We start from the raw sequence: 15236 nt of genomic DNA, 5'->3' as shown, positions 1-15236 counted from the left end.
TTATCCTTCATTTTTTTATGATGAAAATCATATAATAAAACAATAAGCGCTGTTAATAATTAAATTAAAGAAATAATTAGTTTTTAAATTATTGAATTGTTTTTGTAATTATTTCAACACAATCTAATAATTGTTCTTCATTCATAACCAATGGTAGTGCAAAACGAATTATGTTACCGTGTGTTGGTTTTGCCAATAAACCGTTATCTCTTAATTTTATATGAGTATCCCAAGCTATGGAACTATCTTCAGAATCATTAATTACAAATACGTTTAACAATCCTTTTCCTTTAACTAGCCTAACTAAATCACTTTTATTAACCAATCTTTTTTATTTTTAAAACTTTTTATTCAATTTATTGATCAATTACACTATGAAATTTATTTTTTATATTAATTTATTTTTCATTCAATTTTCTCACTTAAAAATAGTTAGCTAATATTTTTTAATCTTAAATAAAAAAAAGTAAAAAAATACTTGTGCATTAATTAAAAATGAGCTTAATTTGCGCCATCAAAAAATAAGCCGATGTAGCTCAGCTGGCTAGAGCAGCTGATTTGTAATCAGCAGGTCGTGGGTTCGAGTCCCTCCATCGGCTCAAAAAAGATTATCCTAACAGATAATCTTTTTTTTATGCCAAATTTCTAATTATTTGTTCATAAATTAAAAAAAAGCACAAAAAAGCACCTTTCAAAAAGAGAATCATTATTTTTGTTTAAATTATAAATTATTATGTTAATTATTGGTATTGCCGGAGGTACAGGAAGTGGAAAAACAACTGTTGTTAATAGAATTTTAAATGAGATTCCAGCAGATGAAGTTTGTGTAATTTCACAAGATTCATATTATTCTGAAACAAAACACTTATCATATGAAGAACGTACTAAAATAAACTTTGACCACCCAAAAGCAATAGATTTTGATTTATTAGTTGAACATTTAAACTCTTTAAGAAACGGTGAAACAATTGAACAGCCTGTATACTCTTTTATTACACATAACAGAACTAAAGATACACTAATCACCCATCCTAGCAAAGTAATTATTGTTGAGGGTATATTAATTTTCAACAGCAAAGCTTTACGTGATCTTTTTGACATAAAAATATTTGTTCATGCAGATACCGATGAAAGATTAATTAGAAGATTACGAAGAGATATTGAAGAAAGAGGAAGAGATTTAAATGAAGTTTTAAGCAGGTATCAAAATACTTTAAAACCAATGCATCTTCAATTTATAGAGCCAACAAAAAACTACGCAGACATTATAATACCTAATCACCGACACAATAATGTAGCCATAGATATAGTTAAAACTGTTATTACAAACAAACTATAATTTTATGACATTTAAACAATTCAGAAACAAACCAATTATAAAATTAGTGTCAAATAAGTATTTTTTAATACTTATTACTTTTCTTGTATGGATGTTTTTTTTTGATGAAAACTCCTTCTTAAATCACCAAGAATTTAATAAAGAAATAAATAAATTAAAGAAAGAAAAAGAGTATTATAAAACTGAAATTAAATCTGACAAAGAATTAATTGAAAAGTTAGACGATAAAGAAAAGTTAGAGAAATTTGCACGAGAAGAGTACAAAATGAAAAAAGAAAACGAAGAAATTTACATTATTGAATATGATACTTTAAACAAGCGTTAACAATAAAACGCATTCCCATATTTCTTAAATAAAGTATTATTTTTTCCCAACTATTAAAAATATGAGCGACTTTTATTTCAACGATTTTCCATCAAGTTCTTCTGCAACTTGGAAACAAAAAATTCAATTTGAATTAAAAGGCGCTGACTACAACCAAACTCTTCTTACAAAAACAATAGAAGGAATTACTATTAAACCATTTTATCATATAGATTCTTTTGAAAAACTTGATATTCCAACAATAAATTCACAGATAAAAATATGTGAAAAAATTGTAATTGATTCAGACAAAGAAGCAAACCTAAAAGCGCTTAAAGCAATTAACAACGGAGCCTCATCTTTAAAATTTATTTCAACCAAAAGCTTTAATATTACTACTGTTTTTGAAAAATTAATAAATAAAAATATCGATTTTCATTTACAACTCTCTTTTTTAGATGAAGACTTTATAAATGAGCTAATTTGTAAATTAAAAAACGAAAGTGTTTTTTATAATATAGATATTATTGGCAACCTAGCTAAAACAGGTAATTGGTTCAATTCTTTAAATTCTGATTTTAAATCAATTGAAAAATTAATAGAAAAAAACCCAACTAACTATATCCTTAGTGTAAATTCAAATACTTATCAAAATGGCGGAGCAAACATAGTTCAGCAGGTTGCTTATAGCCTTGCACATGCAAACGAATATTTATTAAAATTCGGATCAGATGTTGCTTCAAAAATTCAATTTAATTTTGCAACAGGCGGAAATTTCTTTTTTGAAATAGCCAAAATAAGAGCTTTTAGACACCTCTTTAATCTTATACTTGAAAAATACAACACATCTTCGGTTGCTACTATTTTTTCAGAACCAACATACCGTAACAAAACAAAACTAGATTTAAAAACAAATATAATTAGAGCTACCACTGAAAATTTCAGTGCAATTTTAGGAGGTACAAATACAATTTCTGCCTTTTCTTTTAATGAGTTATATAATTTAAAAACTGAATTAAGTGAAAACGTTTCAAAAAACCAATTACTTGTTTTAAAAGAAAAGTTACAAATTAAAAACCAAAATGAAATTAGTAACAATTCATATTTTATAGAATCTTTAACCGTACAAATAGCAGAAAAAGCTCTAGAAATTTTTAAAGACATTGAAAATAGTGGAGGTTTTTTAAAACAACTTAAAGAAGGTACAATTCAACGAAAAATTATTGAGAACGCAAAGAAAGAACAATTTCTTTATAATTCTGAAGAGCTTGTTTTAACTGACATTTACAAGAATAAAAAAAATACAACAACCAAACCCTCAAATATTAAGAACCAATATAAAACTTTAATTTCACCAATATTAGCAAAACGCATACACCAAGATTAAATTGAAAAATAACAATATGATACGTAAAGATTTTTCAGACTTAAAAATTGAAATCCAAAGCAACAAAATTTCTTGTTATGAACATGAAAATTATATTGCTGGTGTTCCTCCTTTTTTAAGAGGAAACTCTTCTACAATGTATCTTCAAACTCCAATAAAATCTAAATTTATAATTGAGAACAACTCTCCTACTTCTGGTAATTCAATAATTAAAGAAAAAATTAAATTAGGATATAATGCGTTTACACTAAAGTTTAATTCAAAAAACAATAATTCTGGAATTTTATTAAATTCTATAGATGATATGATTTCTCTTTTAAAAGATATTTCTTTAGATGAAATTTTATTTACATTTAACACCAATAATGAAAATACAATTCCAATTATTGCATTTTTCATTTGTGCTTCAAAAGAACTTGGCTTTAAAAAGGAACTTTTAAAATTTGCAATACAAATTAATTCTGAAAATTTCACTAACAGAAACACCCTATTAAACTTCTTAAAGCACACAATTAATCAACTACCTAATTTTGAATCAATTTCATTTTCAGCTTCAAATTATTCAATTAACGGTAACCTTCAAAACAGTCTATCTAATTATTTTACAACCACTTCATCTTTCATCCAAAATTGTATCTCAGAAGGAATAAAAATTGACACTATCGCCTCAAAAATTAGCTTTAGTTTTGAATTAGATAATAATTATTTTTACAATATCGCTATTTTGAAAGCTTCGAGATTTCTTTGGGCCAAAATGATTTCTGAATTTCAACCAAAAGATCAAATATCAAATGCATTACAAATAAATATAATTAACTCTAAAAGTTATTTATCTACACTAACAGCAATATTAGGAGGGGCACAAAGTATTGAAACTACTATAGATAATTCATTTTTTATTGAAAAAGAAACCTACATAACAAAAACAGTTGACCCGCTTGGAGGATCTAGTGAGATTGAAAAATTCACTGAAGAAATTATATTAAAAACTTGGAAAGAAGTTATAAATAAACAGAAAAACGACTCTTTTAATCAGATAAATGAACAAGTTGTAATCTCAAATGAAAATTTATTAGAACTTGCCATAGGAGCTGCTAAAAAAAGAATTAAATTAGATGAAATTTTTAAATTAATCTCAATTAAAATATAAATAACACTTTTAAAATATATAAATATGTCGGCAAATTATTTTAAAAAACACCCAAATAAGGACGGTTTTTTTAATGAATATGGTGGAGCTTTTATTCCTCCACAATTAGAAGTAGAAATGAAAAAAATTAATGATGCTTATTTTGCAATAAGTAAATCTCATAAGTTTATATCAGAATTAAGAGATATTCGTAAACACTTTCAAGGAAGACCAACTCCCGTATATCATTGTCATAGATTATCTCAAAAATATGGTGGGCAAATTTATTTAAAACGTGAAGATTTAAATCATACTGGTGCTCACAAATTAAATCACTGTATGGGGGAAGCTTTATTAGCTAAACATTTAGGTAAAAAGAAGCTTATCGCTGAAACCGGAGCCGGCCAACATGGTGTTGCACTAGCTACTGCAGCTGCTTATTTTGGCTTAGAATGTGAAATTCATATGGGAGAAGTTGATATTGCAAAAGAATATCCAAATGTTCTTAGAATGAAAATATTAGGAGCAACTGTTGTTCCTGTAACTCATGGGTTAAAAACTTTAAAAGAAGCTGTTGACAGTGCTTTTGGAGCTTATTTAGAAGATCCAATTAACACAATTTATTGTATTGGCTCAGTTGTTGGCCCTCACCCTTTCCCAATGATGGTACGTGATTTTCAACGTATTGTTGGTATTGAAGCTAAAGACCAATTCTTTGAAATGACAGGTGAACTCCCAGACAACATTGTTGCGTGTGTAGGAGGAGGTAGTAACGCCATAGGAATGTTCTCAGCATTTTTAGAAGATGAAGAATGTAAATTATTTGGAATTGAACCAGGCGGAAAATCTTTAGATACAATAGGCGATCACGCAGCAACTATGACCTTAGGTAAACCAGGAATTATTCACGGTTTTAAATGTTATGTTCTACAAGATGAAAAAGGTGAACCTGCTCCTGTACACTCAATTGCAAGTGGTTTAGACTATCCAGGCGTTGGACCTGAACATAGTATGTTAAAAGATTTAGACAAAGTTACCTATGAAAGTATCTCAGATAAAGAATGTATAGATGCATTTTTTGAATTAAGTAGACTGGAAGGTATAATTCCTGCACTTGAAAGCGCCCATGCCGTTGCTTACGCTATTAAATTAGCTCAAAAATCACCTAAAGAATCAATCTTAGTGAATTTAAGCGGTAGAGGTGATAAAGATTTAGATTTTGTTGTAGAAAATTACGGAATACCTGAATAATCATCTTATATTATTTTTACTAAAAATTAATAAACCCATAACTTAGATTTTCATCTTTGTTATGGGTTTCGTAAATATAAATAAACTACCGTAATTAAATATTTTCTAAAAAAGACTAACTGCTAACTGAACTCTTGCAATTTTCTGAGAAGGATTCCATAATGTTGTTGCTGAAACTGGTAAACTATAATTACCCAACATTACTGTTTTTGATGCCGTTAACCCAACATTTACTAAATCAAAATTTTCTTGACCATCTCCATATAAATGAGTATCTCCGTTTAATGAAAATCCTGCACCTACAAACCCATCTAAATTAACCTTAGAGTCTTTAACTATAGGGTATGAAGCTTGAACATAAGTTGAATAACGTTGTTCAAAATCAAGATTATCATATTGACTATCCCCACTTCCAAATAGCAGCATATCAGCTTCCAATCTTAAAGGAAAGCTTTCACCAAAATTATATGAAGTTCTTAAATCTAATAAGTGACCAGAAGTTTCTTTGTCATAATCCCAAACATCTGGACTAGCAACTCCTCTAGTATTAAACAAATCCCATAAACCAATAGAGAATCCATTGTCCGCATACTGTACATAATAATTTATCTCCTTGTATGAAGATCCATCACTTTCATTTGAAAAAGACATCCCTCCCCAAAAACCTGTTGTAAAACTTCCTGATTTATTCAATTTAATTGATGTAAATACAGCAACCATTGGTTTATCTGTTATAACCAATCCTCTCCAAAGATGATTACTTTTTATATCAACACTAAAATCTATTGGACTATCTTTCAATTCAGTGTCTTGAGCAAAACCTACTTGCACTGATAAAATAGCAACTAAAACTACTAATAATATTTTTTTCATTATTTTCTTCCTTTAAATAATATTTTACATTAATGCTGCAAATAATAATGCTGCTAACACACAACCAATAATTGGCCCTACAATAGGAATCCAAGCATATCCCCAATCACTACTACCTTTTATTGGTAAAATAGCGTGCATAATTCTTGGTCCTAAATCACGTGCCGGATTAATTGCATAACCTGTAGTTCCTCCTAAAGACAATCCAATTACCCATACTAAAAACGCAACAGGAACAGCTCCAATAGAACCTAAACCTATAATTGCTCTAGCATCTACTTCACCCATAATATCAAGGCTTGGTCCTGCTAAATAAAATATTACAAAAACCAATACAAAGGTTCCAATAATTTCACTCATCATGTTTGAAAATGTATTTTTAATGGCTGGGCCTGTGCTAAAACAAGCTAATTTTCCTCCTTCATCATCTGTTGCATTAAAGTGATCTCTATAAAATACCCATACTAAGAAAGATCCTAACATTGCTCCAATCATTTCTCCTGCAATATATTCAGGCACTAAGCTCCAAGACACCTTTCCCGCTACTGCTAACCCTACAGTTACTGCCGGATTTAAATGTGCTCCACTAGAAGGTCCTGCAACTATAACACCTACAAACACAGCTAACGCCCAACCTGTAGTTATTACAATCCACCCCGAATCGTTTCCTTTTGTCCCTTTTAAAACAACGTTTGCTACAACTCCATTACCTAATAAAATCATTAACATCGTTCCTAAAATTTCTGCTACTAAAATTGACATAATTTAAATGTTTTTATGATTATTAATTTATTCTTCTATCCAATTTTGTGCACATTTCACTGCTTTATGCCAATAGTGTAACATGTTTTCAACTTTCTCTTTTTCTAGTTTTGGATAAAATTCTTTATCAACAATCCACTGTGCCTGAATATCATCAACACTATTCCAATAACCAACTGCCAAACCTGCTAAATATGCAGCTCCTAAAGCTGTAGTTTCTAAAGTTTTTGGACGAATAATTTTAAATCCGAATAAATCTGATTGAATTTGCATTAACAAATTACTTGCTGCTGCACCTCCATCAACTCTTAATTCTATACTTTTCTCACCTGCATCAGCTTCCATTGCTTTCACTATATCATACACTTGAAAAGCAATACCTTCTAATGTAGCACGCGCAATATGATTATCTGTTGTTCCACGAGTAATACCCATAATTGCACCACGAGCATATTGATCCCAATATGGAGCACCTAACCCTGTTAATGCAGGTACAAAATAAACCCCTCCATTATCATCAACCGTATCAGCTAATGTATTTACACCTGGAGCCGTTTTAATTACTCTTGCACCATCACGCAACCATTGAACAGCTGCACCACCCACAAATACACTTCCTTCTAAGGCATATGTAGTTTTACCATTAATTTTCCAAGCAATAGTTGTTAGTAAATTATTTTCAGAATAAACAGCTTTTTCACCTGTATTCATTAATAAGAAACAACCTGTACCATATGTATTTTTAACCATTCCTGGTTTTGTACACATTTGCCCAAATAAAGCAGCTTGTTGATCTCCAGCTATACCGGCAATAGGTATTTTAGTTGAAAATAATGTAGTAGCAGTAGACCCATAAATTTCACTACTTCCTTTTACTGTAGGTAAAATTGCTTTAGGTATGTTAAATAATTTCAATAATTCTTCATCCCACTCCAAAGTATGAATGTTAAGCAACATAGTTCTACTAGCATTAGAAACATCAGTAATAAACATTTTTCCTCTAGTTAATTTCCAAACCAACCAGGTATCAACAGTACCAAAACATAGTTTACCTGCTTCAGCTTTCTCTCTTGCACCTTCAACATTATCAAGAATCCATTTTAATTTAGTTGCAGAAAAATATGCATCTAAAACCAAACCTGTTTTCTTTTTAATCATATCTGTATAACCTTCAGCTTTTAATCCATCACAATATTTAGCTGTTCTTCTATCTTGCCAAACAATTGCATTATAAACTGGTTCGCTAGTTTCACGATCCCAAACAATTGTAGTTTCTCTTTGATTTGTAATACCAATTGCAGCAATTCCTTCTCCTGATATACCTTCTTGAGCAGTAACCTCTGCAGCAACCGATATTTGAGAAGACCAAATTTCATTTGGGTTATGTTCTACCCATCCTGGTTTTGGAAAAATTTGTTCGAAAGGCTTTTGTGATACTCTTACAATTTCTCCATTATGATTGAACAGAATTGCTCTTGATGATGTCGTACCTTGGTCTAAGGCTAAAATTAACTTGTCTTTCATTATATATTTGTTTGTATTGGTTATTTGTTTCTTATAAAATATAATTAGATGTTACCTCTTGATAATCTGCTACTTGGCTTTTTTGCCAAGAGAGATCCTTACCTAATTCTTTTGCCATTATCTCAGCTACTTTTGGAGCCATTTTCAAACTCTCTCTTGCATCTAATAATTGACAACGAGTTCTTCTAGCTAAAAAATCCTCTACAGTTCTTGCCATTTCATTCTCTACAGCCCATACAACTTGCGCCTCAATTACTTTTGTAGAAGGACCTATAAAAGCATTTAGATTTTTATCATCTGCTAGTTTTAACATTTTTTCTTCATCAGAACCATAGAAATAGAAAGGTTTTGTAAAATCTACATTTTCTTTATATCCGTGAATTTTTAAGTGTCTTGTTTTTGTAGGAATATGAGACCAACCATTTAATTTCTCAGATTTATTTACTAAATCTTCACCCATTTTTCTAAAAGTTGTCCACTTACCACCTACAATGGTTAACATTCCTGATTTTGAAGTGTAAATTTTGTGACTTCTTGAAATTTCTTTTGTTTTATCTCCATTCCCTTTAGTTGCTGCCAAAGGACGTAGACCTGCAAATACACTTAACACATCACTTCTTTTAGGTGCTTTAGTTAAATATCTACCAGCTGTATTTAAAATAAAATTAACCTCCTCTTCAAGAGCAACAGGCTCTAACGATTCTTTTCCTATTGGAGTATCAGTTGTACCAACTATAACTCTGTTATGCCATGGTACTAAAAACAATACTCTACCGTCATCAGTTTTAGGTATTGTAATTGCATCATCTCCAGGTAAAAATGATTTATCTAACATTAAATGAACACCCTGACTTGGAGCTATTGTTTTTTCTGCTCCTGGAGAATCCATTTGCAATACATCATCAGCGAACACACCAGTTGCATTCACAATTTGTTTACCATTAATCTTATGAATTTCACCACTTTCTTCATCAGTAAATTCAACACCTGTCAACTTCCCAGAACCATCTTTAATTAAACTATTTACATTACAATAATTTAAAACAATAGCCCCCATTTCTGTTGCACTTTGCAAAGTGTTAATTGCCATACGAGAATCATCAAACTGACCATCATAATAAACAACACCTGCAGATATTTTATCTGGATTAATAAGAGAAATACGTTTTAAGGTTTTATCTTTTGAAATTCTCTTAGATCTACCTAAGCTTAATTTCCCCGCTAACAAATCATAAAATGTTAAACCTACGGTATATAAAATTTCATCATACAAACCATGTGTTGGTATGATAAACGACTGACTCTTTGTTATATGAGGTGCATTTTTAAGCATTAGACCTCTCTCTACAACAGCCTCTCTTACTAGACCTACATCTCCTTGCGCTAAATATCTAACACCACCATGCACTAACTTTGTTGCTTTACTTGAAGTAGACTTTGTAAAATCTGACTTTTCTAACAACACTACAGAATATCCCCTTGCAGAGGCTTCTAAAGCAATACCAATCCCTGTAGCTCCACCACCAATTACAATGAAATCATATTCTTTATTACTCTTACCCACCTTTTTTATCATTTCACTTCGTTTCATGACTTCTTTTATTATACGTTAAAATATTTATATTTACTTTCAATGATGTAAATTTATATATTATTTGAAACAAAACGAAACTTTTTGAAACTTTTTTTAAGGGTTTTTTAGTTTTATTAGATTTTATAAGGGTTCAACTATAACGATTTAGTACGTATTTATATCAATTTTGAACACTTTAAGGTTATTTTTACATTTCGTTTTAGTTTTTTTCATCTCAATTTCTTCCTAAAACTTTCACTTTAAAATTAAAATCAAAACTTTTCAGGTATTATTTTATGTATATTTGTTATATAAAATTGATTCCTATGAGTATTAAAATAGCTGAAAGACATAAATTAATCCTTGGAAAGATTGAAAATGAAGGCTTTGTAACGGTTTCCGATTTAAGTAAAGAATTTAATGTATCATCAGTAACAATTAGAAAGGACCTGAAACTTCTTGAAGAATTAAACCTTTTATTTCGATCTCATGGTAAGGCAATACCCGCAAACCCTTACACAACAGAAAAATCTGTAAATGAAAAGGTGAAAATTCATAAGGAAGAAAAAAATAGGATCGCTCAAGCCGCGGTAGAAACACTAGTTCCAAATGACAGTATAATTTTAGCTTCAGGAACATCTATAATTGAATTTGCCCATCACCTTCATGATTTACAAGACCTTACAGTACTTTCGGCATCCCTAAACGCCGCACTTATTATATCTGAAAGAACAAATATAGATGTATTACAATTAGGTGGAGTTATAAGAAAAAGCTCCTCTTCAGTTATTGGCCCAATAGCAGAAAACCTACTAGCTGAGTTCAATTTTACAAAATTGTTTTTAGGCGTTGATGGAATTGATATAGAGTACGGCCTCACAACCACAAGCTCTATGGAAGCTTCTTTAAACAAAAAAATGATTTCTGCTGCTCAAAAAATTATTGTACTTGCAGATTCTTCTAAATTTGGAAGAAAAGGATTTGGGAGAATATGTGGCTTAGAAGAAGTAGACCAAATAATTACAGACAACAATATTGAAGACAAAATAAAAAAAGAATTAACGGAACTTGGAATTGATGTAGTTATCGTTTAATTTACACCAATCATGATAAAATCATTAAGCTTAATTCTCATATTAATCACTTTTACAACACTTGCTCAATCTTCAAATGAAAAAAAAATAGGTGATAAAATTTCAAATTTTTCAGCTATTGATGATCAAGGAAAAACCTGGGAATTAATTAATAATAATTCAGAATTCTTAATTGTATATTTCTACCCAGCAGCTATGACTGGCGGGTGCACAAAACAAGCTTGCGCATACAGAAATGATTTTACTTCATTAAAAAATCTAAACACATCAATTATTGCAATAAGTGGAGATAACCAAAAAAACCTAAAATATTTTAAAGAAACTTACCAACTTAACTTCCCCTTACTTTCTGACAGTAAAGGAAAAATTTCAAAATTATTTGGGGTACCAACCAAAAAAGGAGGTTCTATTTCTAGAGAAATAAATGGAATAACTCAAATATTAAACAGAAAATTAACAACTGCCAGATGGACATTTATTCTTAACAAAAACAGAGAAATTATCTATATAAACACAGAAGTAAACACAACTGAAGATAGCAAAAACGCAAAAGAAGCCATTAAAAATTATTTAAAATAACTCCTTTTACAATTTAACTTTACATTTACTTATTAGATAATAACATATTTCTTAAAACAAACATTAATAGAATAGCCACAAAACCCAAGCTCCCCATTAAATACCAATTTGCATTAAAACCAAATCTATCAATTATTTCCATCCCCGTTTTAGCACTAAAAATATGCGCAAACGAAAAAGCCATTGTATAATACGCTAAATACATTCCATCCCTACCTTTAGGAGCTCTACTCATAGCAAAACTATTAGTAAAAGGAAATGCCAACATCTCACCAACAGTAATAAATAACATACCAATAATTAAAACTCCTATCCATCCAGAAATATTTAACACCAAAAAACTTAAAGCCATTAAAAATAAACTCCAAGAAATCACCTTCATTTTATCCCATAGAGTTTTTTCTATATAATGAATTAAAGGCATCTCCAACAAGAAAATAATAAATCCATTTAAAGACATTATCAAGCCAATTTGCAATTCAGTTAACCCATGAACATCTTTATAATACAATGGCATTGTGGTAAATAACTGTAAAAAAATAAAACCCATTAAAAAAACTACAGTTAAAAATATTACATATGAATAATCTTTAAAAACCGATTTAGGATTTTCTTCTACTTCCTCCACTTGAACTACTTCAATATTTTTTGAATTCATTTTTTTAGGACTCAATACCGCTTTCATTAAAAAAACAGCAGCAATACACGTTAAACCGTCTACCCAAAAAAGCCCTCCATATCCCAACGTTGAAATAATTATCCCTCCTAAAAAAGGACCAAAGGAAAACCCTAAATTAATTGCCATTCTTATTAAAGTTAATGACCTTGTTCTATTCTCAAGCTTACTATATACTTTTAATGACACAAACATTGCAGGTCTAAATGTATCCGCTATAAGCATTGTAAAAAATATACCTATAGTAAAACCCATAAATGAATTTATATATTGCAACATTAAAAACAGAAACCCTGTTGATAGCAAACTCCAAAACATTACCTTATAAAAACCAACCTTATCGGTTAACTTTCCACCTAACCAAGACCCCGCCAAAGACCCAACTCCAAAAGCCGACATTACCCAACCAACCTGAGAAAGAGTCAAATTCAAATCCTCTGTTAAATATAACGACAAGAAAGGCAGCACCATAGTACCCGCCCTATTTATAAAGGTTATTAACGCTAACCACCATATTTCATTTGACAATCCTTTAAAAGATTCCGCATAGATATTTACAGCTCTTTTTACCATATTATAAACTAAAAAACCCAGCAAAAGCTGGGTTTATATTAAATTGAAATTATTTATTTTCTAATAATTAAATCACATATAAACCCGAAAAGTCCCAATAAGACTTTTTTATCAAGGCAAAATATAGCGTACAATTATTCATTTTTACTTTTAAATTTTAACCAAAATTACATTATTTTTTTCAAATTAAAGTTCTTTTCGTTTTACTATTCTATTTTTGCCTTATTAAATTACAAAAACACATATGAAATCACATATTTTAATTCTTTTAGCACTACTCGCCGCTAGCTGTACGAATAATAAAAAATCCTACACAGATGAAATAAAGATGTTTCAATACAAATTAAACACTGAATTTTCAAATAAAGAAGAGTCTCCTTTAACCGAAAAAGATTTTAATTCATTCAAATCTTTAGAGTTTTTTACCATAGATAAAAACTACAGAGTAAAAGCTACAATTACTTTAACCCCTAAATCCCCTATTTTTGAAATGCAAACCACCACAGACAGACTTCCCTTGTACAAAAAATACGGAATTGCAAAATTTGAATTAAATGGAGAAAAGTTAGAATTAAGCATATTTCAAAACCAAGATTTAAAATTGAATTTTGAATATAAAAATTATTTATTTATACCATTTAATGACGCCACTAACGGAAAGTTAAGCTACTCAGGAGGTAGATATATAGATTTAGAAATTCCACAAAAGAAAGATAACAATACAATTATTATTGACTTCAATAAATCATATAACCCTTATTGCGCCTATAATAATAAATTTTCTTGCCCAGTTCCCCCAAGTGAAAATATTTTACCAATAGAAATAAATGCTGGAATTAAATTATTTAAGCATTAACAAAAAAAACCCGTTTAAAATTAATTAAACAGGTTTTTAAAATTTTACCAAATATATTTTAATGTTGATTCAATCGGAAATCTGGATATGCATCCATCCCATGTTCATGAATATCTAATCCATCTTGCTCCTCTTCAGAAGAAACTCGAATTCCAACAGTACTTTTTAACGTTTTAATTATAGCATATGCAGAAAGCACACAAGTTGCACCAACAGCTACAACACCAATTGCTTGATATCCTAGTTGAGCCCATCCAGCTAAATCACCAAAAATACCAACAGCTAACGTTCCCCAAATTCCACAAATTAAATGCACTGCAATTGCTCCAACAGGATCATCTAATTTTATTCTATCTATCAATGCCACACCTAATACAATAAGCGCCCCAGCAATAAATCCAATAACTATAGCGTCTGTTACACTCATTAAATCAGCACCTGCGGTAATCCCTACCAATCCACCTAAAACACCATTTAAAAACATAGATAAATCATATTGCTTATATTTAAACAATGAGACTAAAAATGCAGACATTCCACCAGAAGCGGCAGCAACACAAGTTGTTACTAAAACTAATGAAGTAGCACCTGGATCTGCTGATAATACAGAACCTCCATTAAATCCAAACCATCCTAACCATAATATAAATACACCTGCAGTTGCAAACGGCATATTATGCCCCGGAATAGCCCCTATAGAACCATCTTTTTTAAATTTTCCAATACGCGCTCCAAGTAACCATATAGCAACTAAAGCAGCCCACCCTCCTACAGAGTGCACCAAAGTTGAACCTGCAAAATCATAAAATCCTAATTGATCTAACCATCCTAATCCCCATTTCCAAGAACCTACAATTGGATAAACCAATCCTACATAAACTAAGGTAAATACCATAAAAGCACCCAACTTAACTCTCTCTGCAACTGCACCTGAAACTATTGTAGCAGCCGTTGCCGCGAACATTCCTTGAAATAAAAAATCTGTCCAATAAGTATATCCTCCACCAGCATAATCTGCAGTTAAACCATTTTCAGGTAAACTTAAACCAAATAAGTCTACAAAATAATCAGGTAATACACCACCCCAAATAAATGAACCAGGATACATTAAATTAAAACCTATTAATGCATATAAGATAAGTCCTATACATAAAATAAAAACATTTTTAAATAAAATGTTTATCGTGTTTTTTTGTCTTGTTAAACCAATTTCTAAAAGTGAAAAACCTAAATGCATTAAAAATACCAAAGCGGTACATATCATCATCCAAACATTATTCACTGTAAAAAGCGCTTCTTCCATAATTATAATAATC

14 protein-coding genes, 1 tRNA gene and 1 pseudogene are annotated in these 15236 nt (G+C 30.2%); 9 read left to right on the top strand and 7 right to left on the bottom strand.

All coding sequences use genetic code 11. The annotated features are described in order from the left end of the window. Window positions 1-88: 88 nt before the first annotated feature. Window positions 89-316: pseudogene (locus DAD81_RS01820) on the bottom strand (aminotransferase class III-fold pyridoxal phosphate-dependent enzyme); the annotation flags it as partial. A 209-nt stretch (window positions 317-525) separates the two neighbouring features. Between DAD81_RS01820 and DAD81_RS01815 the strand changes: the two are divergent. The 6 genes from DAD81_RS01815 (at window position 526) to trpB (ending at window position 5410) form a co-directional block, all read left to right on the top strand. Beyond that, window positions 526-599: transfer RNA gene (locus DAD81_RS01815), tRNA-Thr, on the top strand. A 134-nt stretch (window positions 600-733) separates the two neighbouring features. After that, entirely contained in the window at window positions 734-1339 is a 606-nt protein-coding gene (gene udk, locus DAD81_RS01810) for a uridine kinase (protein ID WP_111706517.1), read from the top strand. Window positions 1340-1343: 4 nt separating this feature from the next. Beyond that, entirely contained in the window at window positions 1344-1664 is a 321-nt protein-coding gene (locus tag DAD81_RS01805; protein ID WP_111706516.1) for an FtsB family cell division protein, read from the top strand. A gap of 61 nt (window positions 1665-1725) precedes the next feature. Further along, entirely contained in the window at window positions 1726-3030 is a 1305-nt protein-coding gene (locus DAD81_RS01800; RefSeq protein WP_111706515.1) for a methylmalonyl-CoA mutase family protein, read from the top strand. A gap of 16 nt (window positions 3031-3046) precedes the next feature. Next, window positions 3047-4180 (top strand): methylmalonyl-CoA mutase family protein, encoded by a 1134-nt coding sequence (locus tag DAD81_RS01795; protein WP_157961054.1) that lies wholly within the window; start codon window positions 3047-3049, stop codon window positions 4178-4180. A 24-nt stretch (window positions 4181-4204) separates the two neighbouring features. Then, window positions 4205-5410 (top strand): tryptophan synthase subunit beta, encoded by a 1206-nt coding sequence (gene trpB, locus DAD81_RS01790; protein WP_111706513.1) that lies wholly within the window; start codon window positions 4205-4207, stop codon window positions 5408-5410. 105 nt (window positions 5411-5515) lie between these two features. Here trpB and DAD81_RS01785 read toward each other — a convergent pair whose 3' ends face one another. The 4 genes from DAD81_RS01785 to DAD81_RS01770 are packed head-to-tail and all read right to left on the bottom strand — an operon-like array spanning window position 5516 to window position 10160. Next, window positions 5516-6283: a hypothetical protein gene (locus tag DAD81_RS01785; RefSeq protein ID WP_111706512.1), complete on the bottom strand. Its 768-nt coding sequence runs from the start codon at window positions 6281-6283 to the stop codon at window positions 5516-5518. A 24-nt stretch (window positions 6284-6307) separates the two neighbouring features. Beyond that, the gene (locus DAD81_RS01780; protein ID WP_111706511.1) at window positions 6308-7045 is read right to left on the bottom strand and encodes an MIP/aquaporin family protein; all 738 of its coding nucleotides are present in this window, start codon (window positions 7043-7045) and stop codon (window positions 6308-6310) included. Between the two features lie 27 nt (window positions 7046-7072). Continuing rightward, complete coding sequence (gene glpK, locus DAD81_RS01775; protein ID WP_111706510.1) at window positions 7073-8569, bottom strand: glycerol kinase GlpK; 1497 nt, start codon at window positions 8567-8569, stop codon at window positions 7073-7075. A gap of 31 nt (window positions 8570-8600) precedes the next feature. Continuing rightward, window positions 8601-10160, bottom strand: a complete 1560-nt coding sequence (locus tag DAD81_RS01770; RefSeq protein WP_111706509.1) for a glycerol-3-phosphate dehydrogenase/oxidase — start codon at window positions 10158-10160, stop codon at window positions 8601-8603. Between the two features lie 308 nt (window positions 10161-10468). On the opposite strand from DAD81_RS01770, the gene DAD81_RS01765 reads away from it, so the two are divergent. After that, window positions 10469-11236: a DeoR/GlpR family DNA-binding transcription regulator gene (locus tag DAD81_RS01765; protein WP_111706508.1), complete on the top strand. Its 768-nt coding sequence runs from the start codon at window positions 10469-10471 to the stop codon at window positions 11234-11236. Window positions 11237-11248: 12 nt separating this feature from the next. Then, entirely contained in the window at window positions 11249-11815 is a 567-nt protein-coding gene (locus DAD81_RS01760) for a peroxiredoxin (protein WP_111706507.1), read from the top strand. A gap of 25 nt (window positions 11816-11840) precedes the next feature. On the opposite strand, the gene DAD81_RS01755 is transcribed toward DAD81_RS01760, so the two are convergent. Continuing rightward, complete coding sequence (locus tag DAD81_RS01755; RefSeq protein WP_111706506.1) at window positions 11841-13064, bottom strand: MDR family MFS transporter; 1224 nt, start codon at window positions 13062-13064, stop codon at window positions 11841-11843. A gap of 244 nt (window positions 13065-13308) precedes the next feature. Here DAD81_RS01755 and DAD81_RS01750 point away from each other — a divergent pair, with 244 nt between their 5' ends. Then, window positions 13309-13920, top strand: a complete 612-nt coding sequence (locus DAD81_RS01750) for a DUF1684 domain-containing protein (protein WP_111706505.1) — start codon at window positions 13309-13311, stop codon at window positions 13918-13920. A gap of 58 nt (window positions 13921-13978) precedes the next feature. On the opposite strand, the gene DAD81_RS01745 is transcribed toward DAD81_RS01750, so the two are convergent. Beyond that, a complete protein-coding gene (locus DAD81_RS01745; RefSeq protein WP_111706504.1) occupies window positions 13979-15223 on the bottom strand; it encodes an ammonium transporter in 1245 nt (414 codons plus the stop codon). Between the last annotated feature and the right edge of the window lie 13 nt (window positions 15224-15236).

The sequence above is a fragment of the Lutibacter citreus genome (genome assembly GCF_003260195.1).
In the GTDB taxonomy this organism is placed as follows: domain Bacteria; phylum Bacteroidota; class Bacteroidia; order Flavobacteriales; family Flavobacteriaceae; genus Lutibacter; species Lutibacter citreus.
Note: the sequence above shows the minus strand (reverse complement) of the source record. Positions and strands in the feature narration are given on the sequence as shown.

Bases quoted from the DNA above. Each gene is read 5' to 3' on its own strand.
- DAD81_RS01760 (WP_111706507.1), top strand. From the start codon at position 11,249: ATGATAAAATCATTAAGCTTAATTCTCATATTAATCACTTTTACAACA.
- glpK (WP_111706510.1), bottom strand. From the start codon at position 8,569: ATGAAAGACAAGTTAATTTTAGCCTTAGACCAAGGTACGACATCATCA.
- DAD81_RS01750 (WP_111706505.1), top strand. From the start codon at position 13,309: ATGAAATCACATATTTTAATTCTTTTAGCACTACTCGCCGCTAGCTGT.
- DAD81_RS01765 (WP_111706508.1), top strand. From the start codon at position 10,469: ATGAGTATTAAAATAGCTGAAAGACATAAATTAATCCTTGGAAAGATT.
- DAD81_RS01745 (WP_111706504.1), bottom strand. From the start codon at position 15,223: ATGGAAGAAGCGCTTTTTACAGTGAATAATGTTTGGATGATGATATGT.
- DAD81_RS01770 (WP_111706509.1), bottom strand. From the start codon at position 10,160: ATGAAACGAAGTGAAATGATAAAAAAGGTGGGTAAGAGTAATAAAGAA.
- DAD81_RS01805 (WP_111706516.1), top strand. From the start codon at position 1,344: ATGACATTTAAACAATTCAGAAACAAACCAATTATAAAATTAGTGTCA.
- DAD81_RS01795 (WP_157961054.1), top strand. From the start codon at position 3,047: ATGATACGTAAAGATTTTTCAGACTTAAAAATTGAAATCCAAAGCAAC.
- udk (WP_111706517.1), top strand. From the start codon at position 734: ATGTTAATTATTGGTATTGCCGGAGGTACAGGAAGTGGAAAAACAACT.
- DAD81_RS01780 (WP_111706511.1), bottom strand. From the start codon at position 7,045: ATGTCAATTTTAGTAGCAGAAATTTTAGGAACGATGTTAATGATTTTA.
- DAD81_RS01755 (WP_111706506.1), bottom strand. From the start codon at position 13,064: ATGGTAAAAAGAGCTGTAAATATCTATGCGGAATCTTTTAAAGGATTG.
- DAD81_RS01785 (WP_111706512.1), bottom strand. From the start codon at position 6,283: ATGAAAAAAATATTATTAGTAGTTTTAGTTGCTATTTTATCAGTGCAA.
- trpB (WP_111706513.1), top strand. From the start codon at position 4,205: ATGTCGGCAAATTATTTTAAAAAACACCCAAATAAGGACGGTTTTTTT.
- DAD81_RS01800 (WP_111706515.1), top strand. From the start codon at position 1,726: ATGAGCGACTTTTATTTCAACGATTTTCCATCAAGTTCTTCTGCAACT.